The sequence below is a fragment of the Malacoplasma iowae genome (assembly GCF_900660615.1).
GTDB lineage: Bacteria > Bacillota_I > Bacilli_A > Mycoplasmatales > Mycoplasmoidaceae > Malacoplasma > Malacoplasma iowae.
The window spans coordinates 66,876-92,702 of sequence record NZ_LR215023.1 but is presented as its reverse complement, the minus strand read 5'-3'; the positions used below and the strand labels follow the sequence as shown (position 1 = coordinate 92,702).

Genomic DNA, 25,827 nt, shown 5'->3' with positions numbered 1-25,827 from the left:
GAAGTTATGAATATTAAACATATCTAAAATGCTCTTTATGAAATACTTATAGTTACACAAATATAGTCAAAAAGATTAACCTTTAAGAGTGTAAATTATTTATCAAGATATTCCAATATTTTTTTAATTTTATTCTCAAAATCTTTTAAAGAGCTGTTATTATCCACGATAAAATCAACTAAAATTGTTTTAGTATTATCAATGTTTTTTGAGTTTTCCACATCTTTTGTGGAAAACTTAATAACATTTTTTATTTTTTGAAAAGGATTATTTTCAGTTATTTCATCATCTCTATTAATACCAATAATAAAATCAAAAATACTTTTAAAATATTTTGGATTATAAATATAAATTCCAAGTTCTACAAAAACTAAACCTTTACTTTCTTTTTTTAATTTTGCTAGTTTATCTAACATAATTGGAAACATAATGGAATTTAGTTTTTCTCTATACTTAATATCATTTAATATTAATTCCCTTAGTTTATCTCTATCAACTGCTTGTTCATTCACATAATCACTACCAAAGTTTGTTTTGATTGCATTATAACCTATATCATTTTTTTTATATATTTTATGTATATACTCATCCATAATAAAAACATCATATCCATAAGAAGATATGATTTTCATTGCAGTTGATTTGCCTTTATTTACAAGACCTGTAACACATATTAGTTTTGATCTATCTTTTTTAGTTTTTGACATTTTGGACAATAATATGTTCCTCTACCATTCACTTTTGTTTTCTCAATAGTTGTTTTACAGTTGGGACATGGATATCCTTTTTTAGTGTGAACTTTTAAAAAGTTTTGGAACTCTCCCTTTTTTTCTTTTTTATAAAAATATGTAGAAATTGTAGTACCTTTATTTTCGACAGCAAGATTTAAAATTCTGTTAGCATGTAATGCTATTTCATCAAATTGTTTTTTTGTAACTTTGTTACCTGGTAAATTAGGATTTATTTTTGATGCAAAAAGAATTTCATCAGCATAAATATTACCAATTCCAGAAACATTTGTTTGATCAAGTAATAAAGTTTTAATTGCTCTATTTGACTTACCAATATTCTTTTTTAAATATTCTGAATTAAAATTTTTATTTAGTGGATCTAATGCTAATTTTTTTAGTTCTTTTGATTCTAAATAATCATTTTCAAAATACATTGTAAATGTACCAAATCTTCTTGTGTCTTCATATCTCAATTCATGTTTATTATCAAAAACAATTCTTACAAGAGTATGTCTTTGGTTAATGGGATAATCATTAGGTTCATAAAACAATTTCCCTTCCATTCTTAAATGGACAACAAATACTTTATCATTAGTTAAATGAAAAATTAAATATTTCCCAACTCTTGAAATTGTTGATATTTTTTCATTTAATAAATGATTTTAAAATTTATCAAATGTTGCATTTTTAAAAAGTTTTGGCATTTGTGTTCAAACATCAATAATAGTATGATTAGTACAATTTTGTTCAATAAGGCTATCAATCATACTTTGCACTTCTGGTAGTTCTGGCATATTAACTCCTTTATTACATATATTTACTAAATCCTGAGAAATTATATTTTTCTATAATTTCTTTAAGTTTTTGTTGGTTCTTATTTTTCATTTCTAAATCAGATAATGGTTTGTTATCAAAATAATCTAATAGAATAGTTGCAAGTTTTTTACACTTAATACCAATATCTTTATTTTCTGATATTTTAGATTTTATTGACTTAGATTCAATAAAATCTAAATTTTCAATAATTTTTTCTAATGTTCCAAATCTTTTTAAAAGGTCAATTGCTGTTTTATGTCCAATTCCTTTAATACCAGGTAAATTATCAGATGAATCACCAGCTATTCCTTTGTAATCTGGAATTTGAGATGGTTTAAGACCATCATTTAAATTTTCAAAATTCTCGTTTGTATAAGTTATAGTTTCACTTATACCTTTTTTAAAATGAATAACATTTACATTTTTGTTTACTAATTGAAGAATATCTTTATCAGATGTATAAACATCACAGTTTATACCAGATTCTGATAATAACTTTGCACTTGAACCTACTATATCATCAGCCTCAATACCTGGAACACAAAAAACATTGAACCCAAAATATGGCATTATGTCTTGAATAATTGGAATTTGTTTAATTAAAAGATCTGGAGTTTTTGCTCTGTTTGCTTTATACTCTTCAAATTCTTCTTTTCTAAAATTTTTTTCCTTGTGATCAAATGCAATAACAGCATAATCATATTTATTAGTTTCTAATATTTTATATATAATTAACATCATTGTCTTAATAGCATTTGTTGGAAAAACATTATTTTTAATAAAAAAATCTACTTGGTTTATTGTTCCATAATATGCTCTAAACATTAAAGAATTACCATCTATTATTAGTGCTTTTTTCATATTTTATAACCATTCCTTTATAGAAACTATTTGTCTTCCCTTTGAACCACTTTTAATATCCACAACAACACGTTTTCCTTTATATTCAGTATCATCATCAAAAAGAGCTGATATAAAACAAGCTGCATCAAAAGTGTTATTTTCAAAATCTATAAAACTTACAAAATACATAGTTTTATCTGTTTTAGTTTTAGTTTTTCTAATTGATTTAATTGTTGCTAATGTTGTAAATTGAGTTACAGAGTCATCAACATTTTTAAATGAAATGCAGTTGTATTTTGAAACTAAAGGGTCTTCTGTTTTTGTTGGTTCTATTGTTTCTTTTTCATTTGGATCAGCAAAATAAATACCAAGTATATCAACCATTTTATCTCTTGTTTCTTCCAAACTTATTTTATTAATATCTACTGTGCTATGTTTTGTTGATTCAGGAACATCTCAATAAGCTGCTTGACTATCACCTTCTTGAAGTTTTAAAATTAATTCTCTTCTAGAAACACCAAAAATATCAAAAGCTCCAGCATATATTAAAAGATCAATTATTGTTTGGTTAATTTTATAATCTTGTAATACTCTATATGCATCAGTGTATGATTCAAATTTTTTATTTTCTGTATTTTCTCTTGCTTCTATTATTTTCTTAGCTTTTTCATCTCCAATACCCTTAATTGAACCAAATCCAAACATAATTGAATTTTTTGATAGTCTGAAAGTTTTTAAAGAGTTATTAATGTTAGGAGGTAAAACTTTGATATTTAACCTATCACATTCTTTAACATATGTTCTTGTTTTTTCATGATTACCATCAAATGATGTCATTAAAATAGCCATAAATTCTACAGGATAATAGTATTTTAAATATGACAATCAGTAACCAATTAATGAGTAAGCAATTGAGTGGGAGTGATTAAAACCATAGTTTGCAAAAGTATAAATATAATTAAATATTTCATCTAATTCTTTGGTTGTGTAACCATTTTCTTTTGCTTGGTTATAAAATTTTATTTTGAAACCTTCAAGTTCATCACCTTGTTTTTTTGAAATAATTCTTCTAAATATATCAGCTTCACTAGCAGAAAAATTTGCTATTCTTTGAACTAATGAAATAACTTGTTCTTGATAAACAATTATTCCATATGTACTTTCTAATATATCTTTACACTTAATATCCACATAGTCAATTTTTTCTTTTTTATCTCTTCTAGCAATGAATGATTTTATGTTTTGTTGTGGACCAGGTCTAAAAAGCGCAGAACACAATGATATGTCTTCTATACATTTTGGTTTCATTTGTTTTATTAAAGATCTCATACCTGGTGATTCCAATTGAAAAATACCTAATGTGTTTCCTAAAGAAATATCATTAAATACCTTTTGGTCATCTAAATTAATTTTGTATAAATCAATTTCTAATTTATATCTCATATTAATAAGAGTTAAAATATTACTTATTGTTGTAAGGTTAGTTAAACCCAATAAGTCCATTTTTATTAAACCAAGTTCTTCTAAATATTCCATAGAGTATTGAGTTACTATTTCTTTGTTAACTCCCAATTGAATAGGAATGGTTTCAACTAATTTATTTTTTGATAAAACAATACCTGCTGCATGTATACCAATTTGTCTTGGGAACCCAATAATTTTATTTGCTATTTCAAATAAAAGTGGATTGTTGTTTTTTTCAAGTTTTAAAGTTTGATTTGAATCAACATAATCCAAAAAGTTTTCTTCTAAATCATTTGGAAATTCTTTTGATATTTTATTTATTGTTGGTAATGGGATTTTCAAAACTCTCCCCACATCCCTAATAGCCATTTTTGCTTTTAGTCTTTGGAAAGTAGAAATGTGTGCAACATGATCATAACCATATTTTTCAAAAATGTATTCTATTATTTCTTGACGTCTAGTATCCATTATATCAATGTCTATATCTGGCATACTCAATCTTCCAGGATTTAAAAATCTTTCAAAAACCAAATCATATTTAATCGAATCAATTGAAGTTATTCCTAAAAGATAAGCAACCAAAGAACCAGCAGCTGATCCTCTTCCTGGTCCAACAAGTATTCTTTTGTTTCTTGCTTCTTTAATAAAATCTTGAATAACAAGGAAATAATCATTGAAACCCATTCTATCAATTATTTCCAATTCATAATTCATTCTTTTAACATAAATATCTTTTTGATTTTGATTTATAAAACCTGCAAGAATTTTTTCATTTAAACCATCTTCACAAAGTTTATTCATATAAGCTTTAGATGAAAGATTAAAACTATTTTTAAATTCTATTAAATTATCATGTTTAGTATCAATAATTAAATTTATTGATTCAATTTCTGAAGTTAAATTAGCAATAGCAACACTGTCATATTTTTTTATAAAGTCACTTGGTTTTAAAAAATGAAGCGTTTGGTTAGATACCTCATTTAAATCAATATCATCAATTGTTTTATTATCTTTTACAGCACCAATTACTTTAAGTGTTTTTAAGTCATTTTTATCATTTAATCTTACTTCGTTTATTGCAATTCTATTATCAAGTGATTGATCTTGTGAATAAACTTTAGTTTTTTTAGTAGCAAAGTTTGAATTGACTTTATTAACTAAAAAAACATTCTCATCTAAAAGAGTTTCAATATCGAATTCTTTTTCAGTAAGAATAAAAGAAGAAATTTTGATAAGATTCTTAAATCCATCAAAATTCTTTGCATATACTAAGAAATTAAAATTTTTATAAGAAACATCAAGACCTATTATAGGTTTTAAGTTGTTTTTTTTAGTTAGTTTATAAAATTCAAAAGCACCATACAAATTAATATCTGTAATTGATGCATATTCGATGTTATTTTTAATATCAAAATCTATTATGTTTTGAAAATTAACCGTTGAAGATAGTAAAGAATAAGAAGAATATGTGTTTAAATTTGGGACAATAAAATTATCTTTCATTAAGTATTTTTTTAATGATTTCTTTCTCTTGCTTTGTTAATGTATCATTAGCAAGTCTGTATTTTAATTCTCTTGTACTTAAACTACTATATCTTTCATAAGTTAATTCGTCTTCAGTTTTTGATAAATTAAAATTATGGATATCAATTTTTGTAGTTTCTTCTTTTCTATTATCTTCTAATAGTTGTTTTCTATATTCGTCTTTAGCTTTTTTATCTTTATTTTTTTTAAAAAACATATACTATTACCTACCGAATTTATTATAAATTAATTAACTAACTTTAAATCATTTAAATATTGCTTTAATCTATTAACAACTTTATAAAATTCTCTTTCGCTATCCAAAGTAAAACCTGCTGCAAATTTGTGTCCGCCACCACCAAGTTCATTAGCAATATGATTAATTTGAATATCCCTACTTCTAATAGAACCTTTTCAACTTTTTGTTTGTTCATCAAAATATACAGTTGTTCAAATATAAACATCTTTAATATCACTTAGTAAGTGAACCATTGATAATTGAGGAAAAATATGAAATTTATTATGTGCTCCTTTAGGAATAACAAAGTAAGCAACACCATCTTCAATCTTGGCTCTTTTCATTAAATAATTTGTAAATAAAATTTGAGATTTTTCTCTAAGATAAACTGCATCATGAACATCACTTCTACTAAATCCTGTCGAAAGAAGTTTGCCTGTTATTTCATATGTTGATGGAAGTGTATTAGTGTGTAAAAATCTACCAGTATCTGTAATAATTCCAGCATATAAATATTTAGCACAGTCAGAAGTTAATTTAAGTTTACTTTCAAAAAACAAAGTGGCTCACATTTCACAAGCTGCTGGCATCATTGGGTCAATTCATTCATAATCTGCTATTGTTTCAACTTGAGGATGATGATCAACCCTTATAGTTTCTTTACATATTGTATTTCTTCTAGAATAAACTCTAGAAGCATTAGCAGTGTCTGAAATAATACCTAATGAAGATGCTAGAAATTCATCTGAAGCAGCATTTTCTTTTTTATCAAATTTAAATAGAGTAGAACCATATATTTCAGGCAAAGTATCAAGACCAATAATTTTGACTTTTTTATTTTTAAAATTACTATTTATGAATTCTTTTAAAGCAAAACAAGACCCTAAAGCATCAAAGTCTGGTCTTTCATGAAAAAATAAGGATATATTATCATAAATATCTATTTTACTAAGAATGGCGTCAAGAATACTTTTCATTTTCTACTCCTCAATAATCCGCAAATTTTTTATAGCACTATTTTCTAATAATTCTAATAGTTCTAGATTTGTTTCATTTGTTTTTGCACGTTCTATTGTAGGTCTTGTTACAGGGTTTTTTGGTGCAAATAAAGAACAAATGTCTTCATGGTCTGTAATAGAAATATCATAGGTCCCAATCTCTCTTGCAATTTTAATAATATCGTTTTTATCATAAGTTAAAAGTGGTCTAAAAACTATCATATCTTGAACAACTGAATTAATTGTTGTCATACTTTCAATGGTTTGCGAGGCAACTTGTCCTAATGAATCACCACAACATAAAGAGTCATATTTTAAGTCTTTAGCTAGTTGGTTTGCTATTCTATAAAAACTTCTCCTCATTAGTGTTATTCTGTATTTTTCATCTTTAGCATGAGTTAATTCATGTTGTATCTTTGTAAAATCCACAATATAAAATTTGGGTTTAAATATTTTACCATTTAAAGTTACCTTATTTATCAAGTTTTTAATTTTATTAATTGTTTTCTCAGTAACCTCTGAAGTTATAAAAGTTAAGTAATCTACAACCAATCCCTTTTTTTGAAGCATAAATGATGCCACTGGTGAATCAATACCACCAGATATAAGAGACAAACAAGAACCATTTAATCCAATTGGTAATCCATTACATCCTTGAATTCTATTGAAATAGAATAATGACTTGTTTTTTCTTAATTCTATTCATAAACATATTTTAGGATTATGAACATCTACTTTTAAGTTTGGGCAACTCTCTAATAATTTGGTTGCAACATATCTTTTTATTTCCAAATGATCTTTGCCAATATCAAATTTTCTTTTTAATTCAATCTTAAAAGTGGTGTTTTCTTGAGGAATAATTTTTTTAATTGACTCAGTTATTTTATCCAAATCAGTTTCTTCTTCATACGCTTCAATAACATACATTATTCCAGGTGTTAAAGAAAGAATTTTAATAATGTCTTGTTTTTGTGTAACATCATTGAAAAACACTTTTGCACAATCTATTTGTTTTTCAATTACAACATTATATTCAATAAGAGATCTTTTTATATTTTTAATTAATTGGTTAATAAATTCATTTTTATTATTACCCTTTAATGTTAGATCACCATATTTTATATATATAATTTCTTTCATCTAACCTCCAGAGGATATTATATTATGATAATACAAAATATAAGTTTATCAAATTAGATTAAATTAATAATAATTCAACTTAAAAAATTATATATGAATTGCTAATAAATAATTGCTTTATTTTTATTTTTTTAATTAATAATTAAAAAATAAAAAAGCATTTATCTAATATTAAAATAAAAATATTGAGGTACTAATATGAAAAAAATAATAGAAGCATCAATTTTAGCTTTTGATAGAAATTATTTTAAATTTAAAAAAACTTCTAAACTTATGTGAAATCAAAAAATAAAAAATATCCATTATGATGTTATGGATGGTAACTTTGTACCAAACACAGCATATAATGGTGAAAGAATTAACTTGCTTAAAAAAATAGGATTTAAAATAAGTGTTCACTTAATGGTTTGTGATGTTGAAAAATATGTAAAAAAATTTGTTTATAAAAATATTGATTATTTAACATTTCATTGTGAAGCTGTTGATAAAGAAAAAGCTGTTGAAATAATTAAATTTATCAAAGGAAAAAATATAAAAGCTGGTATAGCAATAAAACCTGAAACTTCTATTGAAGATTACATAGAATTAATAAGAATGAGCGATATTATAACTGTTATGGGTGTACAACCTGGTTTTGGTGGTCAAAAATATATTCCTGAAACAACAAATAGATTAAAAGAACTTTCAAAATTAAAACACGAAGGATGTGTTATTCAACTTGATGGTGGTGTTACCACAGAAATAATAAAACTAACAAAAGAATATGTTGATTCTTTTGTTAGTGGAAGTTTTTTAGTTAAAACAGAAAACAAAAAAGAAATACTAGATTTAGTTAGTAGTTAGTTTTTTGACATCATTTAATCAAAATTTATCATCATCACCTATTTCTGGACTAATACCAGAAACAATGTGTTGGTTATATCAATCTCTTGCGATTTCTACAATTTTTCCAAAAGCAACACTATCCAAAGTTAATTCTACCAACTCAATTTTTCTTGTTTTTGGGTCAAATAAATCTGGTTTAGCATAATCTTCTTTTTCTAAAAAAGCAATTGCAAAAATACCTTTACTAATATTTCTTAAATATAAATATAAAGATAATTGAAGTTTATATTCTAATGGAACTTCAATTTCTTTTTTTTCATTGTATCAAGATTCAAGTTTACCACCTTTTAACTTAACAATAGGAATGTTGTCTCCATCTTTTTGAAGTTTTAAAACTCCATTTTCATTTTTATATACAAAAGAATCAATAGAAGTTGTTTTTATTTCAAGCATTGGAAAATTTTTGTCATATAAAAAATTACCATCATTATCTACTGGTTCTCCATCTGGAATTCCTCCAAAAACAGGATCATCAAATACATCTCATTTTACTTCAAACGGATTGTATTGTTTGAATGATATATTTAATTGTTCTTCAACATATTTTTTAACTTTTGGTTCAATAGTATTACCAACAAAAGATAAAGTTTCATCCATTTCTTCATAATAAATGTTTGTCATTATTGCTCACATTTTTGTAGGAGAAGTATATTGATTTCTATTTATTATAGAAGCTAATCTACTACCTGTTATCTTTTTAAACTTTTTTTTGTTTGCTAAAAGATAGTCAGTTGAAAGATGAATTCTATTATTTTTTATTGTGAAATCTACACCATATTTAGCTTTAAAAGGCATCTTGAACCTCAAACGAATTTAAATAATATTTTAATTATATAAAAAAACTTGCTAATTTATAAAATACTAATATACAAGATTTTTAAAAATAAAAATTAATTGTTGTTTTATATAAAATGTTTTAATAAAAAGTTTTTTTCTATGAAACAATTTTTACAGCTATTTGATAATCAAATTCTGTTGTTATTTTAAAATTTCTTGGTTCTCCAATAACATTACTTATCACAACATTATTTAAATAAAATAATTTAATAACATCATTTATTTCTTGATCATAAAAATTGGTGATAAGTTGATTATAAGATCTTAGTTTAAAAGATTGTGGTGTTTGAACACAATAAAATTTGCTTCTATTAGGATAGCTTAATATATTGTTGTTAATATCCATTTCTAACAAAGAATCAATTGATGGAATTATAGTGTTAACTACACCAAAATATTCAAGTTTTTCTATATGGTTGTTAATTAATGATTGGCTTACAAAAGGTCTTGCTGCATCATGAGTTATTATGTTGATATCAAACACTTTGTAAGCTATAGTATCATTTATCACCTTGATAGCATTATTTAAACTATCATATCTTGTTGTTCCACCTGAACAAACTATTATTTTTTTATCTACATATTTATCTTTGATTTCAGCTTTTATATGTTCTACATACTCACTATTAGTAACAAAAAAAATTAAATCAATATTTGGATTTATATAAAATGCATTCAAACTATAATGGTAAACTCTTTTGTTATCACCTAAAGGCAAAAATTGTTTTGGTAAAGAAGAATTAATTCTTTCTCCTACACCAGCAGCCAAAATAATTGCTATATTCATTGTTTACTCCTAAAAAAATGATATCTGATTATCATCTTCCAAATGCTTTAATACCCCAAGTTCATTTAATATGCTAAGGTGAGTCTTAGTTAACTTAGTTCTTTCCATTAAATCTTCTTTAGAAGTGAAAGGACGTTCATTTCTTGCTTCTACTATAGAATTAGCAACAGCTTCCCCCAAACCATCAATAGCACTAAATGGTGCAATTAAATATGAATCCTCAACAACAAATTCAGTTGCTAATGATTTATTTAAATCAATATTTTTAATTGAAAAACCTCTAGCAACCATTTCTAAACATATTTCATAAATCGGTAATAAATCTCACTCTTTATTTGTAACAGTAGATTTAGTTTTATTATTGAAATATCTTTTTCTAATATCATTTATCTTATCTTCAATTACATGTTTTCCAGCTATTATAGAACGTAAATCAAATGATTGAGTTCTAATTGATAAAAATGATGAATAGAAATATAAAGGATAATAAATTTTAAATCAAGCTATTTTTCAAGCCATAATAACATATGCAGTAGCATGTGCTTTAGGGAAAAGATATTGAATTTTATTACATGAATTTATGTATCATTCAGGAATATTTTTGTCTTTTAGTAATTTCTCATATTCTGGTGTTAGTTGTTTTCCTTTTCTAATGTCTTCCATAATTTTAAAAGACTTTAAAGCATCAATTCCTTTTTGAATTAAATAAACCATAATGTCATCTCTACATGAAATTACTTCAGAAATTTTTATTCCACCAGTTTCAATTAAATCTTTTGCATTATTAGCTCAAACTGAAGTACCATGTGACAATCCAGAAATTCTAATTAAGTCAGAGAATTTTTTTGGTCTAATTACAAGTAACATTTCTTTAACAAAGTTTGTCCCAAATTCTGGAACACCATTAGTTCCAACCTTAAGAATTTCATTTACATCACCAAACTTTAAATCTAAAGATTCTGTTGAACTAAATAATTCCATAACTTTATCATCATGCATTGGAATTGTATCTGGATCTACATTAGTTTTTTCAGTAAGCATTTTTAAAACAGTTGGATTATCGTGTCCAAGTATATCAAATTTAAGTAAAGTGTCATGTAAATATTCAAAAGCAAAGTGTGTAGTTAATCAACCTTGTGATTTATCATCAGCTGGATAATTTACTGGAGTAAAATCATATACATCAAATTCACTTGGAATAACTATAATACCACCAGGGTGTTGACCAGTTGTTCTTTTAACATCTTCACACTTTGTAGCCATTCTTGTAATTTCTGCACCTCTAACTTTGTCCTTGCCAATCGATTCGAAATAACCTTTCACAAGACCATATGCTGTTTTTTCAGCTACTGTACCAATAGTTCCAGCACGTAAAACTTTACTTTTACCAAACATTTCTCTAATAAATTCGTGTGCCCTACTTTGATAAACAGCTGAAAAGTTTAAATCAATATCTGGAATCTTATCACCATCAAATCCCATAAATGTTTCAAATGGGACATTATGTCCATCACTAATTAATTTACTATTGCAATAAGGGCAATTCTGATTTGGCAAATCAAAACCACTTTGGTATTCATTCATAAATTTTATATATTTACAGTTTGGACATAAATAATGTGGTGGTAAAGGATTTACCTCTGTAATATTAACAAGTCATGCAGCAAGAGAAGAACCAACAGAACCCCTTGAACCAACTACATATCCATCATTTATAGATTGTTTTACAAGTAAGTGTGAAAATCAATAAATCATAGCATAACCATTACTTATAACTGATTCAATTTCTCTATTGATTCTATCAAGTATTAATTGATCAATTTTTTCACCATAAATTTTTCTAGCATTCTCATGAATAAGTTCTTTTAGTTTTTCTTCTGCACCACTAATTGATGGTGAGTGTAACTCATCTTTAACTGGTTTAATTTTTGATTCAAACATATCAGCTATTATGTTTGTATTTTTAACTACTATTTCATCAACTAAATCTTTATCTTTTAAAAAATTAAATTCAGATTTCATTTCTTGCGTTGTTCTATAAAATAAATCTGGCATTACTTCGTTTTGGCCATCGTATCTATAAAATCTATGTCTTTTACCACCAATAGATTTAGAGTGAACATAAACATCAAAAAATTGTTTATCAGATTTATTTATATAATATGTATCAGATGATGCCACTATTAATTTATTCATTTCTTTTGCATATTTAATGATTCTTTTTGTTGCATCAATATAAGCTTCTTGAGAATATACTTTTCTACTTATTTCGTGAGCGAAACAAGATAATGGTGAAATTGTTATAAAGTCATAATATGATATAGCTTTTTTAAGTTCAATATCAGTGTCTGACAAAGCTTTACCAATAAGTTCACCTTCTGTTGGTGAATTTGAAACAAGAAAACATTTCTTGTTTTCTTCAATATTTTCTTTATATATTTTTGCTCCTTCATAATAGTTATCAGTTAGTGAAACTGACACTAATTTATAAAAGTCTCTCATGTATTCTTTTTTTAAACAATATACTGTAACCCAATTACCTTTAGTTCTTGATTTTAAATATTCATTATTTTCTAATTTTTCATTAATTTCTTTTAATGTTGTAATTTGAATTTTTTCCATTATTTCAACAAATCTTTTTCATACAGATAATAAATATTCACAGTCAGCTAATGATCTATGGGCGATGCTTTCATCATAATTAATTTTAAATTTTCTACATATTGCACCTAATGTATGACCAGAAATTTGTTCATTTAAAGCTCTAGATAAATATAAAGTATCAATTGAGGTGTTGTTAATTAATGGCATGTTGTGTTCTGCTAATTTACAATTTAAAAAAGGAATATCAAATTTAAATCCATTATGAGCAACTATAACAGCATCACCAAAAAATTCTTTTATCTTCTCAAGTGCTTCTTTTATTGAAATACCATTTTTTACATCTTCGTTAGTTATTTGCGTAATTTTAGTAATGTGTTCTGGAATTTCAATTCCTGGATTAACAAAAAATTCTAATTTATCTACAACTTTACCCTTAAAGTATTTAATAGCACCAAATTCGATTATCTTGTCATAATATCCTGAAAGTCCTGTAGTTTCTAAGTCAAAGAAAACAATTTCACAATCATATGGTTTTTTATCAATTGGATTAGTTACTAATTCTATATTTTTTTTAACCATTTCAAATTGAGCACCATAAATAACATCGATATCATTTTCTTTTGCTAATTTTGCAGCGACAGGAAAAGATTGGCAATCTGATTTATCAGTTATTGCCACCTTTTTATGACCAAGATTTTTAAGTGTTTTAAATAACTCTTTTGGTTTCACTAAACCTTCTGAAGCTGTCATATTAGTATGAACTACAAGCTCAACTCTTTTTGTTGGTTCATCATCTATTCTTATAAAATCAGATGGTGTTGGGATTGCTTTCATGGCTGTGATAGTACCTGAAATGTCATTGTTTTCAAAAGGGTCTAATTGAATTTTAATGTTAGCTTCAATTCAATCTCCTATTTTAAAACTTTCAATATATTCTTTTGTTATCCCTTTTTCTTTAGGGAAAATTTTTAATACAATAGAATCTGTATGATCTGTTATATAAAGTTTAACAATATCATGACCAGTCTTAGTTTTAACTCCATCAATTTTAAATATTTCCCCTTTAACATAAGCATATAGCATTTCATGGAAAATATTTGCTAATGGAGTAATATCACCTTTTTTAACTTTATTAAATTGTTTAACTTCTTTACTTTGGAAATTAATGTTTTTACTTGTTTCAATTAATCTTTTTACTTGAGAGTCTACAATTTCTTTTTTTGCTTTTCTATGATTGTAAACTTCTGTAGTTATTTTATCGATAGACAATTCAATGTCATCAAATATAAAGTCACATCTTTCCAAGAACTTTTTAAATGCATTTTTATTTTGATTTAAAACATATTCTTCATTTTGATTTAAGTAATATAAATTAAAAACGTGGTTTTCAAAAGTTGCTGTTCTTCTATTAAGGATGTTTAATAAAATATCTTTATTGTTTAAATTGTTCTTATCAATAAAATAAAGTAAATAATCAATAAGATTATTTACATTAAATTCAGAGTAGTTAGCTGTAAAATTTATATCAATTGTTTTGTCAATGTTCTTGATTTTATTTAGTATGTGAAAATATTTTTGTGGTTCAATTGGTTGTATTAATTCAATGTTAATTGATACTACATTATCTTTATTTTTTGCTGTACATTTTATCTTGTCAGATAAATAACTTATATCTTCTTTTTTAATTAAATTAATGTTATAAAAAAAATCAAGAAATTTTTTCATTTTAATGGTTTACCTTTCTAAATAAAATCATTAATAATACTACTTATAAAAATTCAAAACATAATAACAACACCAATGATAGTGATTACATTTTCCACTTTACTATTTATTTTAAAATTGAATCATTTTTGCAAAGTTTCAATTACTATTTTGTATCCATCTAATGGAGGAATAGGTATCAAGTTAAAAAAGAACAACATGAAATTAAATATATACATGTAAGCAAAAAACGTTTTAGTGAAATCAACATTTTTTACAACATCAGATGGTGTTTGAATAATGTCTCCAAATGATGTACCAGCACCGCTATTTATAAAAAACATGTTTTTAAAAATAATTTCAAAAGATTGTCCTATTTGAACAAATGGGTTTGTTTGAACTTGAAGTGCAAAATATGCTATCAATCAGAAAAATACAGCTAAAAGAATATTAACAAAAACACCACCAAAATAAATGATGTTTTTTTGTCATAATTTACAATCATCAATTAAAAGTTTAGATTCATCTCTTTTAGACAATCTCTCATATTTATCATGAGATTTTAAAAAGAAAAATCTTTTAACTCTATATTTAAATGAATTGTTTTCAACTTCATAACCTTCAAAATATTTATAACGATAACCCGTCTCTAAACTCTCATTAAAAATTTCAGTATAAACATTTATGAGTTTATTACTGTCTATTAAAACATATGCCATTAATAAAAATGGTTTAACACTAACAAGCATTCCGCTCTTTGTCCTAAAAGAAAAAATCTTTGGTCCAATACCAATAGAAAATTCTTTAACATTAACTTTAAACAACTTAGCAAATAAAAAGTGACCAAGTTCGTGTAATGTCATACCGACAAGAATGGAAACAAGCACTAAAAGTATTAAGACAATTTTCTCTCATACAGCACTCATGCTTACCCCCTATTATATTTATTATATACATATCTTGAAATTAAACTATGTAATCTATATATGTCTGATATACCAATAATTTTTTCATTCAAAAACATTGGTATACATTCTTCAATGATTTCAATTATTTGTGTGTATTTAATTTTATTATTCTTAAATAATTCAACACAAACATCATTGGCGCTTATCAAAATAAGTGGTAAGGTTCTTGAGTCTGAATTCAAGCAATCATAAGCTCACTTAATTGGTTTTCATTTTTCAACATTAATTGTATCAAAATCTAATATTAATTTTGAAAAGTTAATGGGTTTAATTATTTTTTTGTTATTGTTTTTAAAACCATTGATTGCTAATGATATTGCAAGTTTCATATCAGGATCTGATAAATGTGCAAAAACACTATTATCATTAAATTCAACCATAGAGTGAACTATTGCTTGTGGGTGATATATAGCTTCAATGTTTGAAATATTAAAAAGGTATTTGGCTTCAATAATTTCAAAACATTTATTCATAAGAGTTGATGAGTCAATTGATATTTTATATCCCATATTTCACTTAGGGTGCTTTGTTGCATTTTCAAATGAAACATTAACAAGTTGATCAAAACTATCAACATTATAAAAAGGTCCACCAGAAGCTGTTATTAGTAACTTATTAATTTGTTTATTATTATTTTTTAGAATATCAAAAATTGCTGAATGTTCTGAATCTATTGGATAAACATTTATCTTGTATTCTTTAACTAGTTTATTAATTAATCAACCAGCTGCTACAAAAGATTCTTTGTTAGCATTAGCTAAATCAATTTTATTTTTTAAAGCTAACAAAGTTATTGATAGACCACAAAAACCTGTAACTGCATTAACTATTAAATCAGGTTTTGTTTTCATAATCATTTCTTGAATAGAATCACAATTATTTAACACATTGCTATTAGGTGAATAAACTAATATATTTTCATATAACTTTAGTTCATTAGCTAATAAATTTTCCATTTTTTCAATATTTTTGTTGTAAACAACTCCAACTATTTGATGATCTGTTTTACTTATTACATCAATTGTTTGCAATCCAACTGAGCCTGTTGCGCCACATAATAAAATTTTCATTAGATAGCCTTTTGAATAATAACAACTTTGTTGTCTTTGCTTATACCTAAATAAATATTATCTTCTAATCTAAAGTGCTTATCATCAATTTTATTTTTGTTAATATATTGAATGATTGAATGTATTTTATTAGCACTAATATTTTTAAAGTTATAAAAACTTAAAAAACTATATACCAAATGATATTGATAATCATTATTTAAAGTTGTAAAAAACTTAGCATCAAATTTAGAGTTTTTTCAATTTTCAAAAAGTGTTTCTATTTCAAGATATTTTTCTTTATTAGAATTATTATAATGAGAAACTCAATTAGCAAATTTATTTAACTCATATTTATCCATATTGTTAATAACTTTTCTAACAATGTTTCTTTGGTACATATCACTATTATTAGTTCAATCATCAGCATAATCTATAAAGTGTTTTTCACAATAGTTTTTAAGTGTTGATTTACTATAATACAATAAAGGTCTTCAAATTCTTAAATCATTGTATTTTCCATGTTCTTTAATTCCATAAAATAATGAAGTTGAGTTTTTTTGCTTTTGCATATATGCTGTTTCTAAAAAATCATTAAAGTTGTGACCAACCATAATTGTTTTAATATTTGTTTTGTTTGCTACATCACAAAAAAATTCATATCTTAAAATTCTGTATTTTGCTTGTGGATTTTTAACTTTAATATCCTTGTACATGTCTTGCTTAACATCCAAAACATACAAAAGAATATTGTTATCTTTACAATATTTTCTTACAATTTCTTCATCGATATGAGTATCATTACGGTCATGATAATTTACATGACACACAGCATATATTTCATTTTTATATATATCAAGCATTGCCATAGAATCTGGTCCACCAGAAACTGCTGCCAAATATTTTTTTGTTTTGTTTACTTCCATAATTAGCCACCATTAAATTTATTCATAGCTTGTGTAAAATCATTTTCTAAATAAAACAAAATTGCATCAGAAGCTTTATCAATAGATTTTTCAACTTTTGTTTTATCTTCATTATTAAATTTAGATAATACATATCCACTAATAGATATATTTCTTTCTGGTCTTGAAATACCAATTTTTATTCTTTTTATTGATTCAGTACCAAGTAAATTGATAATGTTTTTAATTCCGTTTTGCCCACCTGAGCTACCTTTTGTTTTTAATTTTATTTTTCCAATTTCACTATCTAGATCATCGTATATAACCAATACATTTTCTATTGGTATTTTATAAAAATTAACAAACTTGCTAACAAATTCTCCAGAAAGATTCATGTATGTTTGTGGTTTACAAATATAAACCTCTTTATTATATAAATTTGCTTTTGAAAAAACACCATTAAACTTACTAGTTAATAATGATATATTTATTTTTTTGCACAAAGAATCAATGACATTAAAACCAACATTATGTTTTGTATTTTCATATTGAAAACCTGGATTACCAAGACCAACAACTAAATATTTATCCATTATCTAATACCTAACATTTTAGAAGCTAAAAGAAATAAAAGTTGTGATTTATAAACAGACACAGGTAAACCACGATTATTTTTTATATTGATATCATATTCTTTTAAAAGCGAGGAAAGTTTTGTAGATTTATGTCCTTTTAGTTTTGCTTCTTTGGATATATCAATTATTTTATTATCAAATTTTTCATTCATCTTTTTTTCAAAAATATGTTGTAAAATTTGCAAATCCACATTGTCATCATTTTTTAAAATTATAATTTTATCTTTAAAAACTTTTTTTAAATCATTAAAAGCATCAGCTACATCAATAGCATCCCAAGATTGTTTAACTCCATTCTTTATGAATCTCGTCATGTATTTAAAAGAACCATTATGAATGAAAACAATAGATACCTGTTGTATCTCAACTTTATTTCTTAAAATAGTTTTTAAAATGAACATAGCTACATAGTCTCTCATTGTTGTTCTCCTAATGTACTAATATAGATTTTAAAATAAAAAAACTTATATACTGTAAAAAACACAAATTCTCTAATCAAGCTCCGTTTCAGTAATCTTATCCAAACATAATAGTTATCATAACATTTGATCAGTTGTCACTTTAACAATTATATTTATCAATTCAAACTTCTCGTATGCCTTTTTGAGAATTTGTGTTTTTTAAAATTTACAAATTTGCGGATTTTTGGGTAGCTAATCCAAAAATATTATTATAGCGCTTATAGCATGCTAACTAGAACATTCAGTGGTAATGATCCACTAAATTTTATTTCTAATTATAATTATAATCTTTGGCCGTGGGTTACCAATTTTTAAGAAACTAAGTCATCGAGTACAAAGTTCTTAAAAGTTAATAACCCTTATATATTATAAAATAATATTTCAAAAAATTCAATCTACTTTTTATATACTTTTGTTCTAATTGATAATGTTATCTTATAAATTTATTCATCAATTAAAAATGGAATTATATCCAAAGTAACTTATATTTAATAAAAACTTTAATTAGTTAAATACAGAAATAAATAATGATTTGTAATTAATACTTTTTGATAATTAAAAACAAACATATTTAACATTAATCTTTTTATACTTTTATAAACAAAAATAATTAAAAAAGTACATGATTAAAAATATGTTTGCTATTGTTTATAATTTGAAATTAATATTGATTCAATTAATCTTTAATTCCATTTTTAAAAATGTTTGTTTTTAACCCATTTGGATAAAGTTTATTAAGTTGAGATTTATAAGATTGTTTTTGATTTTTATAACCACCATTAATTAGATCATATGGTTGTAAATTATATACCCCATATTGACCATTATAGTTATATCCCTCACTCATTAAAGCAAAATTAATACCAACATGAGCTGTAAAATCACTTGCAAAGTGAATGCCATATATATTATTGTTTTGATCTACAAAAATACTTCCAGAAGAACCAGCCCACATATCTCCATTTTGATCAGTATAAGCTAAACCTTGATAAATGTGTGGTATTATCCCACTTGTTGCAACAACATTTGATATAGGGTCTGATTTATATCCAAAATCAGCTGACCCTATAACTAGGTCAAAAATTCCTGGTGCATTTTTAAATGTATTATAATGTCTTTCATTTACTAATTTAGCACCTGAACTTTTTTTATCATTTGACAAATTATTTGGTCTATTAATAAATAGTGCAACATATCTAGAATCTTTTGGCCCATTGACAGCAACTTCTTGAGGAAAACCTAGAGCATAAAAATCATTTTTTCTACTTTCTGGATCATTAATTAAAGATTTTGTTGCTGGTTTAAATTTATCTGATTCTTTTCAATTAGCATAATTTGAACTAAAAGCTTTTGCCATTTTTTGAGGCGTTTCATATTCTGAATATTCATTATTATAAATTTTTGTAAAATCAATTTCAAAAACACTAAAATCTGCTAATTCTTCCACATGACTAAATTCAACATCGTCTGGTATGCTTGTAGGTTGTGGAACATTATTAATAAAATCAGATGGTTTTGATTCTAAATAATCAAACCCAAGAAATACAGGTCTTACGGGCTGAACTTCTAGTAATTTATCATTTTTATCTGTCATTTTAAAATTAAAAGTTTCGTAAGCCGGATTGCTTCAGCTACTTTTTTTGTATAATCCATCACCATCACCAATTTGTGGGTCTTTTATTTTAGTCAAATAAACATTTGTTGTTGAACTATTTGGTTTTTTAGATGTATTTGTTTCTTTATAAATACTATATGGTGTTTTTAAATCATCCATAACATGTGTATTTGTCGCCATATATCATTTAGTTGGATAAGTAGAATCTGTATAAGAATTACCCTCACTTCTTTGTTGAACACCATTAGGTATTTCATAATCTAATATTCAAGATGTTCCAAGGTAAGATGCACTGCTTATTGCAAAATTTACTGAAAAAGATATTTGAGCAAGTCTTTTATATTGTTCATTTATTATGTCTCCATTCAATGGGTTTGCATTGCCACGTCCATCATTGAAATCAGAATCTAAAATGTCATTAGCTCCTCTTTCTTTAACAATATCAAGTTTGCCATTAGAACTAACAGTTGAAAACTTATTATTACGATTTTCATTATTATTTCATAATTCGTAATTGTATTCATTTTCTCCTTGTTCTGGAAGGTTAGGTTTATTTTCTTCACCACTTCCACTTCCTGGAGGAGAAGTGTTATTTCCATTATTTTGACCCTTTTGACTTTGGCTATAAGAAACATATCCTATAACACCACCAGCTCCAGCTAATGATACAGTTAATAAGGATGCAAAAACTATTGTAGTTACTTTTTTAAACTTAAACATATTCACCTTTTTTTTGATTATAAATAAAAATAAACAAAAATAAAGCACAACCATTTTTTGATTGTGCTTGTAAAAAAGTTAAATAATAATATCAGAAAATAAAAAATTTAATTCAAAAAATATATAAAATAATGGTTAGACTAAAATACTTGAATTTTTTCAGCTATTAGTTTTAAGGTATCATCTTGGTTTCTTACTCTACCTTTTAGACCAATAAGAGTTCCATTTTCAATCAATTTTAAATCAGTTTTAAAAATTGAATTATTAAGTTCAATATTAAAGTTATCATAATAACCATCTAATCCATCTCTTGTTTCAAAGAATGGTTTTTCAACTTTTAACTTAATATTTGTAATGGTTTTATCTTTTTGAATTGCTTCAACAATACCTATCATTGCAACTAAATTCATTCTTTTTTTACCTCCTTTCGAAACTAATTTTAACGAGATAAAAAAAGTTTATTATGGGTAAAAAAATACTAATTTTTTTTAAAATTTTTCTTAAAAAAACACAACACTAAAAACTTAGTTGTTCCCTAACTGACATGTGAAGTGCAACACTTCAATGTTACATTAAACTCTCGACTTTGAAATATAAGTTGAGAGTTTTTTTGTTTTAAATATTTTCTTGATACATTTGGTAAGCTGTTTTATAACCAAACATTTTTCTTGGGATGTTGTTTACTTTTCATTCAAGAGTTTTTATTTTATCTTCACTTACTAAACTGAAGTCAGTTCCTTTTTTATATCATCTTCTAACTATCCCATTTATGTTCTCGTTGGACCCTCTTTGGAATGAAGAATAAGGTTGGCAATAATAAACTTTAAAGTTGAATTGTTTTGCAGTTATTCCCATCATTTGAAACTCTAACCCATTATCAACAGTGATGCTTTTTATTGGGAGTTTTTCATCTCGAATAATGGTATACATTTTAGCCATCATTGATCTAGCGTTCTTCCCTTTTATTTTTCTAATAATTGCCAACCTTGTTTTTCTTTCCACTAATGTCAATAAGTGGTAATAACCACTTTGCCTTTTACTAACTATTAGATCAGCTTCTCAATGTCCAAATTCTTTTCTATTGTTTATCTTTTCTGGTCTTAGACTATAAGGAATGCAGTATTTTCCATCAATTTTAGAAAATATACCTATTTTTCTTCTTTTTCCTTTAACATATTTTCTTCTTAAACAATCTCTTCTTTGTATCTTTCAAATCTTGCTATTGATTCATCTAAATACTTGCCTAGCACTTGGAACTTTAACTAACGGATAGTTTTCTTTTATTCAAAAAATTGTAGCTTCTACACCATGAGATTTAGGATTAAATTTTTGAATAAAAAGATCTGTGAAGTTTTTGTACTTCAACATAAAAAACATATGACAATTTGATTTTCTTCTAATGTATTTTTTGTGAGCAGTTGATGAATAATAAATCCCTGTTGAAGATGTGTTTCTTTTTAATTCTCTTGATATTGTTGATTTGTTTTTATTTAAGATTTTTGCAATCTTATTCATAGAATATTTTTCTTTATTTCAAAGAAAATAAATTAAGCATCTTTCTTCTTTTGTTAAATGTTTATAAGTTTTCATAAGCACTCCTAATATTCATTATCTTTTTATTAGTGAACACTTACAAACAAAACAAATGAAGTGCACACTCTTTTTTGAGTGTTGCACTTCACATGTCAATCGAGCAACACTAAAAACTTAGTTGTTGTGTTCATAAATAGCAAATGCAATAGTATATTTTTTTTCATGAGAAATTGAAACACTAACATTATTAATGTTTGTGCAAATTGGTTTTCCATCATTATCATTAACTATTTCAATATTTTTTGAAATCGTTTTGTTTGAACTTTTACTTATAGCTTTAAAGATTGCTTCTTTAGCTGCTCATCTACCAGCTAAAAATATTGGTTTATATAAATCATCTTTTTTTAAGTATTCTAAATATTCGTTTTCAGTTAGAATAAATTTAACTTTTTTTATATCATATGTTTTAAATCGATCATTTAAAACAATATCTACTCCACAAGTATATTTCATTATTGTTTTTTAGATTTTTTTAAAAAATCTATATCCTGCATTATTGCTGAAATATCTTTAATCATTTTTTGGTTTTCATACCCATCATTAACATAACTTTGAATTTCATGGTTTAATAGTTTAATTCTTTCTTGATGAGAATTTATTTGTTTTTTAAGATCATTTATTTCTATGGTTTTTTCACTTATTTTTTTGTTAAGGTCATTATTATCTTGATAAATTTGAATAATGAATGTACATATTCTATCAAAGAACATATCAACTTCTAATGGGTCATAACCAGATGTTAAGTTTTTGGAAAACTTTTTATTTAATATTTCGTCTAAAACTTTAGCATATTTATTCATAACAAAGCTCCTCATAACTTATAATATTATATATTAATTTAATAATATAAAGTTGGTTTTATAATATGAGTCAAATTTATGTAAAAATAGGTACAAAAAAAGATATTGAACTTATTAAAAAATATCTTAATTCATTTATGTTACAAACAAAATCACCATCAATTGACAGTATTTTTAAAACTAAAAATTACACAATAACAATATACAAAAACAACAAAATCATGATTCAAGGAAGTAAGTATCATAATATCTTAAAAATGATAGATCCAATTCATGAAGAAAAACATTATAATATTTCAAAACTATCAAATCCATCAGATAACCCATTACTAATTGGTTCAGATGAGGTTGGCACAGGCGACACATTTGGTGGAATAGTTGTAGCATCTGTATATCCTTTAAATTATGAAAAATTAAAAGAATTAAATATTACAGATTCTAAAGTATATTCAAACCAAGAAATAATAAATCTTTATAACAAAATAAAAGATGACATTATATATGAAGTTTATGAATTATACCCTAATGAATATAATGACTTATATGAAATCTTTAACAATTTAAATATTATAAAATCTTTAGGTCATAATAATAGTCATAATCAAATAATAAAAAAGTTAAAAGAACAAAGAAAAGATTATTCAAAAATTATTATTGATCAATTCACACCATTTGAAAAATATAAACATTATCTTAAAACTGCTAATTTATTTTATATTGGTTGTGAAGTAATGGTGGTAAAAGCTGAATCTAAATATTTGTCTGTTGCTTTAGCTTCAATAGTTGCAAGATATTATTTTATAAAACAAATAAACTATTTATCTTCTAAATACAACATTCATATTGCTTTTGGTTCAGTAACATCTGTAATTTCAAGTGCTTTAAAAGAAGCAAAAAAAATAGATTTAAGACAGTTATGCAAAATGCATTTTAAATCTGTTAAATAAATCTATTTTTTATTTATTAGTTGATTGGTTAATTCCTTTAAAGAAACCTAACATGTTTATATTTAAAGGAAGTGAAATTGTCGCTTGATTTGTATTGTTTTTATATGCGTTTCTGAATTGACTAACTTGAGTTTGATTATTTGGATTTAATTGTGTTCCACTATTGTAAGTATAAGTTACATTATATATAATCTTTTTTTCTTGAGAATTATCTTTATCTAAACTATAGTTTGAAGTCATTGGAATATTAGCAATACCTTTTTCTGTTATTGAGTAAGACTCTAAATACTTATTTGTATTAGTGTCACCTTCTGCATTTGTTGCTGGTTTTGATTGATTATTATTTAAAGCAACAAAAGATCCTGTTTGGTTATAACTTCAAGAATATACATTTGTAGATCCTGTACTTGAATCTGTTTTAACTTCAAGTTTAGTTTCTATTTTTTGTGTAGAACCACTACCTTTTGTAGCAGTATAATCAATTGAATAATTTCCAAGTTTACCAGTTGATTTTGAATCATTACCAGAAAAGTTAGTTGTTGTTTCAACTCCCCTAGCGTTAACATTTTTCATTGTAATAGCACCATTAGTTCCAAAAGTAACATAACTACTTGATATAGAACCACCAGTGTATCTATCACTTAAATAAACATCAACATTATAGTTAGTTTCAGTTATATGATATTTTACTTTAGCTATTAAATTGTATTGATTATCTGCGGATTCAAGATCAGTTAATGTTTTCATATTTGCAGATTTATAGTTGTAATATGAAACAGTAAAATCTGAAGCAGATGTTTCTTGAACTACTAACTTAGAAGGCATGTTATATTGAATTCATGATTGAACAGACATTTCATCTATTTGTAAAGCTCCATCACCATGTTCACCAAGTGAAGTTGTTGCATTTGCAATTGATGTGGCAAAAGCATCACCTCTAGGATTTCTGTTACCAGAATCTATAATTGCTCAAGATCCTACAGCAAAAATTCCTAATGTTAAACAAGATGCAGCTGAAACAAGTACGATTTTCTTTCTTGAACTATACATATTAAAAAGCCTCCATAACTATAAATATTATATAAAAATTAGAATTCGTAGTAAAGAGAAAAATATAAACTTAGTGTATAAAAAATCATATTATGTAGTATAATAATGATTTATATAAAAAAACACAGCTTGTTGCTGTGTTTTTGATTTTACTACACTAATTGAATAATAGCCTCTTCAACATTATCCCCACGTCTAGGGCCTAATTTTAAAACTCTTGTGTATCCACCATTTCTATCTTTATATTTTTTGCTCAATGTATCAAATAATTGTTTTAACAATTCGTCTTTAGTTGCTTTAGTTGTATCTAATAAGATAGCAGCAGCTTGTCTTCTAGCAGCTAAAGTTCCTTTTTTAGATAAAGTAATAATTTTATCTACATGTCTTCTTGTTTCTTTAGCTTTTGTTAAAGTTGTTTTAATTTGACCATATGCTAATACATCAGAGACTTGTTGACGAATAACTCTAATTCTTCATGCAGTAGTTTTACCATCTTTATTAATATATGACATA

The 25,827-nt window shown here is 25.1% G+C and carries 25 protein-coding genes; 2 read left to right on the top strand and 23 right to left on the bottom strand.

Annotation, left to right across the window (positions count from 1 at the left end):
- Positions 1-95 precede the first annotated feature (95 nt).
- From coaE to thiI, 8 genes are read right to left on the bottom strand one after another with little or no spacing between them, the layout of a single operon-like run.
- Positions 96-707, bottom strand: coding sequence for a dephospho-CoA kinase (coaE, locus tag EXC57_RS00445; protein WP_004024654.1), 612 nt, complete (start codon positions 705-707; stop codon positions 96-98).
- Positions 674-1,384, bottom strand: a complete 711-nt coding sequence (gene mutM, locus EXC57_RS00440) for a DNA-formamidopyrimidine glycosylase (RefSeq protein WP_324255975.1) — start codon at positions 1,382-1,384, stop codon at positions 674-676. The genes coaE and mutM overlap by 34 nt, the downstream gene beginning before the upstream one ends.
- Positions 1,385-1,393: 9 nt before the next feature.
- Positions 1,394-1,525, bottom strand: coding sequence for an Fpg/Nei family DNA glycosylase (locus EXC57_RS05300; RefSeq protein WP_267678627.1), 132 nt, complete (start codon positions 1,523-1,525; stop codon positions 1,394-1,396).
- Positions 1,526-1,538: 13 nt separating this feature from the next.
- A complete protein-coding gene (locus tag EXC57_RS00435; protein ID WP_004024656.1) occupies positions 1,539-2,408 on the bottom strand; it encodes a 5'-3' exonuclease in 870 nt (289 codons plus the stop codon).
- A 3-nt stretch (positions 2,409-2,411) separates the two neighbouring features.
- Positions 2,412-5,357, bottom strand: coding sequence for a DNA polymerase III subunit alpha (dnaE, locus tag EXC57_RS00430; RefSeq protein WP_129692506.1), 2,946 nt, complete (start codon positions 5,355-5,357; stop codon positions 2,412-2,414).
- Complete coding sequence (locus EXC57_RS00425) at positions 5,347-5,595, bottom strand: hypothetical protein (RefSeq protein WP_004024658.1); 249 nt, start codon at positions 5,593-5,595, stop codon at positions 5,347-5,349. Before EXC57_RS00425 ends, dnaE begins: the two co-directional genes overlap by 11 nt.
- A 29-nt stretch (positions 5,596-5,624) precedes the next feature.
- The gene (locus EXC57_RS00420; RefSeq protein ID WP_004024659.1) at positions 5,625-6,593 is read right to left on the bottom strand and encodes a DHH family phosphoesterase; all 969 of its coding nucleotides are present in this window, start codon (positions 6,591-6,593) and stop codon (positions 5,625-5,627) included.
- Between the two features lie 3 nt (positions 6,594-6,596).
- On the bottom strand, positions 6,597-7,754 hold the full coding sequence (gene thiI, locus EXC57_RS00415; protein WP_004024660.1) for a tRNA uracil 4-sulfurtransferase ThiI: 1,158 nt from the start codon (positions 7,752-7,754) through the stop codon (positions 6,597-6,599).
- Positions 7,755-7,952: 198 nt separating this feature from the next.
- On the opposite strand from thiI, the gene EXC57_RS00410 reads away from it, so the two are divergent.
- Positions 7,953-8,597, top strand: a complete 645-nt coding sequence (locus EXC57_RS00410; protein ID WP_004024661.1) for a ribulose-phosphate 3-epimerase — start codon at positions 7,953-7,955, stop codon at positions 8,595-8,597.
- On the opposite strand, the gene EXC57_RS00405 is transcribed toward EXC57_RS00410, so the two are convergent.
- The 13 genes from EXC57_RS00405 to EXC57_RS00340 all read right to left on the bottom strand — a co-directional run bounded on the left by EXC57_RS00405 (position 8,583) and on the right by EXC57_RS00340 (position 23,317).
- The gene (locus tag EXC57_RS00405; RefSeq protein ID WP_129692505.1) at positions 8,583-9,434 is read right to left on the bottom strand and encodes an MPN551 family DNA-binding protein; all 852 of its coding nucleotides are present in this window, start codon (positions 9,432-9,434) and stop codon (positions 8,583-8,585) included. The genes EXC57_RS00410 and EXC57_RS00405 overlap by 15 nt on opposite strands.
- A gap of 139 nt (positions 9,435-9,573) precedes the next feature.
- A complete protein-coding gene (locus tag EXC57_RS00400; protein ID WP_004024664.1) occupies positions 9,574-10,263 on the bottom strand; it encodes an IspD/TarI family cytidylyltransferase in 690 nt (229 codons plus the stop codon).
- Between the two features lie 9 nt (positions 10,264-10,272).
- Positions 10,273-14,592 carry a PolC-type DNA polymerase III gene (locus tag EXC57_RS00395; protein ID WP_004024665.1) on the bottom strand — a complete coding sequence of 1,440 codons (4,320 nt, stop codon included), beginning with the start codon at positions 14,590-14,592 and terminating at the stop codon, positions 10,273-10,275.
- A gap of 17 nt (positions 14,593-14,609) precedes the next feature.
- Positions 14,610-15,497 carry a site-2 protease family protein gene (locus EXC57_RS05220; protein ID WP_004024666.1) on the bottom strand — a complete coding sequence of 296 codons (888 nt, stop codon included), beginning with the start codon at positions 15,495-15,497 and terminating at the stop codon, positions 14,610-14,612.
- A 2-nt stretch (positions 15,498-15,499) separates the two neighbouring features.
- The gene (locus EXC57_RS00380; protein WP_004024667.1) at positions 15,500-16,609 is read right to left on the bottom strand and encodes a 1-deoxy-D-xylulose-5-phosphate reductoisomerase; all 1,110 of its coding nucleotides are present in this window, start codon (positions 16,607-16,609) and stop codon (positions 15,500-15,502) included.
- A complete protein-coding gene (gene tilS / locus EXC57_RS00375; RefSeq protein WP_004024668.1) occupies positions 16,609-17,514 on the bottom strand; it encodes a tRNA lysidine(34) synthetase TilS in 906 nt (301 codons plus the stop codon). The genes EXC57_RS00380 and tilS overlap by 1 nt, the downstream gene beginning before the upstream one ends.
- A 2-nt stretch (positions 17,515-17,516) precedes the next feature.
- Positions 17,517-18,086, bottom strand: coding sequence for an aminoacyl-tRNA hydrolase (gene pth / locus EXC57_RS00370; protein WP_004024669.1), 570 nt, complete (start codon positions 18,084-18,086; stop codon positions 17,517-17,519).
- Positions 18,086-18,547: a hypothetical protein gene (locus EXC57_RS00365; RefSeq protein ID WP_004024670.1), complete on the bottom strand. Its 462-nt coding sequence runs from the start codon at positions 18,545-18,547 to the stop codon at positions 18,086-18,088. Before EXC57_RS00365 ends, pth begins: the two co-directional genes overlap by 1 nt.
- A 718-nt stretch (positions 18,548-19,265) precedes the next feature.
- On the bottom strand, positions 19,266-20,924 hold the full coding sequence (locus tag EXC57_RS00360; protein WP_004024671.1) for an MIP family Ig-specific serine endopeptidase: 1,659 nt from the start codon (positions 20,922-20,924) through the stop codon (positions 19,266-19,268).
- Between the two features lie 140 nt (positions 20,925-21,064).
- Positions 21,065-21,334: a hypothetical protein gene (locus EXC57_RS00355; protein ID WP_004024672.1), complete on the bottom strand. Its 270-nt coding sequence runs from the start codon at positions 21,332-21,334 to the stop codon at positions 21,065-21,067.
- A 205-nt stretch (positions 21,335-21,539) separates the two neighbouring features.
- Positions 21,540-22,514 carry an IS30 family transposase gene (locus EXC57_RS00350; RefSeq protein WP_129692495.1) on the bottom strand — a complete coding sequence of 325 codons (975 nt, stop codon included), beginning with the start codon at positions 22,512-22,514 and terminating at the stop codon, positions 21,540-21,542.
- A 117-nt stretch (positions 22,515-22,631) separates the two neighbouring features.
- On the bottom strand, positions 22,632-22,970 hold the full coding sequence (locus tag EXC57_RS00345) for a holo-ACP synthase (RefSeq protein ID WP_004024673.1): 339 nt from the start codon (positions 22,968-22,970) through the stop codon (positions 22,632-22,634).
- Positions 22,970-23,317 carry a DivIVA domain-containing protein gene (locus tag EXC57_RS00340; protein WP_004024674.1) on the bottom strand — a complete coding sequence of 116 codons (348 nt, stop codon included), beginning with the start codon at positions 23,315-23,317 and terminating at the stop codon, positions 22,970-22,972. Before EXC57_RS00340 ends, EXC57_RS00345 begins: the two co-directional genes overlap by 1 nt.
- A 65-nt stretch (positions 23,318-23,382) precedes the next feature.
- On the opposite strand from EXC57_RS00340, the gene rnhC reads away from it, so the two are divergent.
- Positions 23,383-24,264 (top strand): ribonuclease HIII, encoded by an 882-nt coding sequence (rnhC, locus tag EXC57_RS00335; RefSeq protein WP_129692504.1) that lies wholly within the window; start codon positions 23,383-23,385, stop codon positions 24,262-24,264.
- 9 nt (positions 24,265-24,273) lie between these two features.
- Here rnhC and EXC57_RS00330 read toward each other — a convergent pair whose 3' ends face one another.
- Together EXC57_RS00330 and rplQ are read right to left on the bottom strand one after the other, a co-directional pair.
- On the bottom strand, positions 24,274-25,314 hold the full coding sequence (locus EXC57_RS00330; RefSeq protein ID WP_004024676.1) for a hypothetical protein: 1,041 nt from the start codon (positions 25,312-25,314) through the stop codon (positions 24,274-24,276).
- 152 nt (positions 25,315-25,466) lie between these two features.
- Positions 25,467-25,826, bottom strand: coding sequence for a 50S ribosomal protein L17 (rplQ, locus tag EXC57_RS00325; RefSeq protein ID WP_004024677.1), 360 nt, complete (start codon positions 25,824-25,826; stop codon positions 25,467-25,469).
- Position 25,827 lies beyond the last annotated feature (1 nt).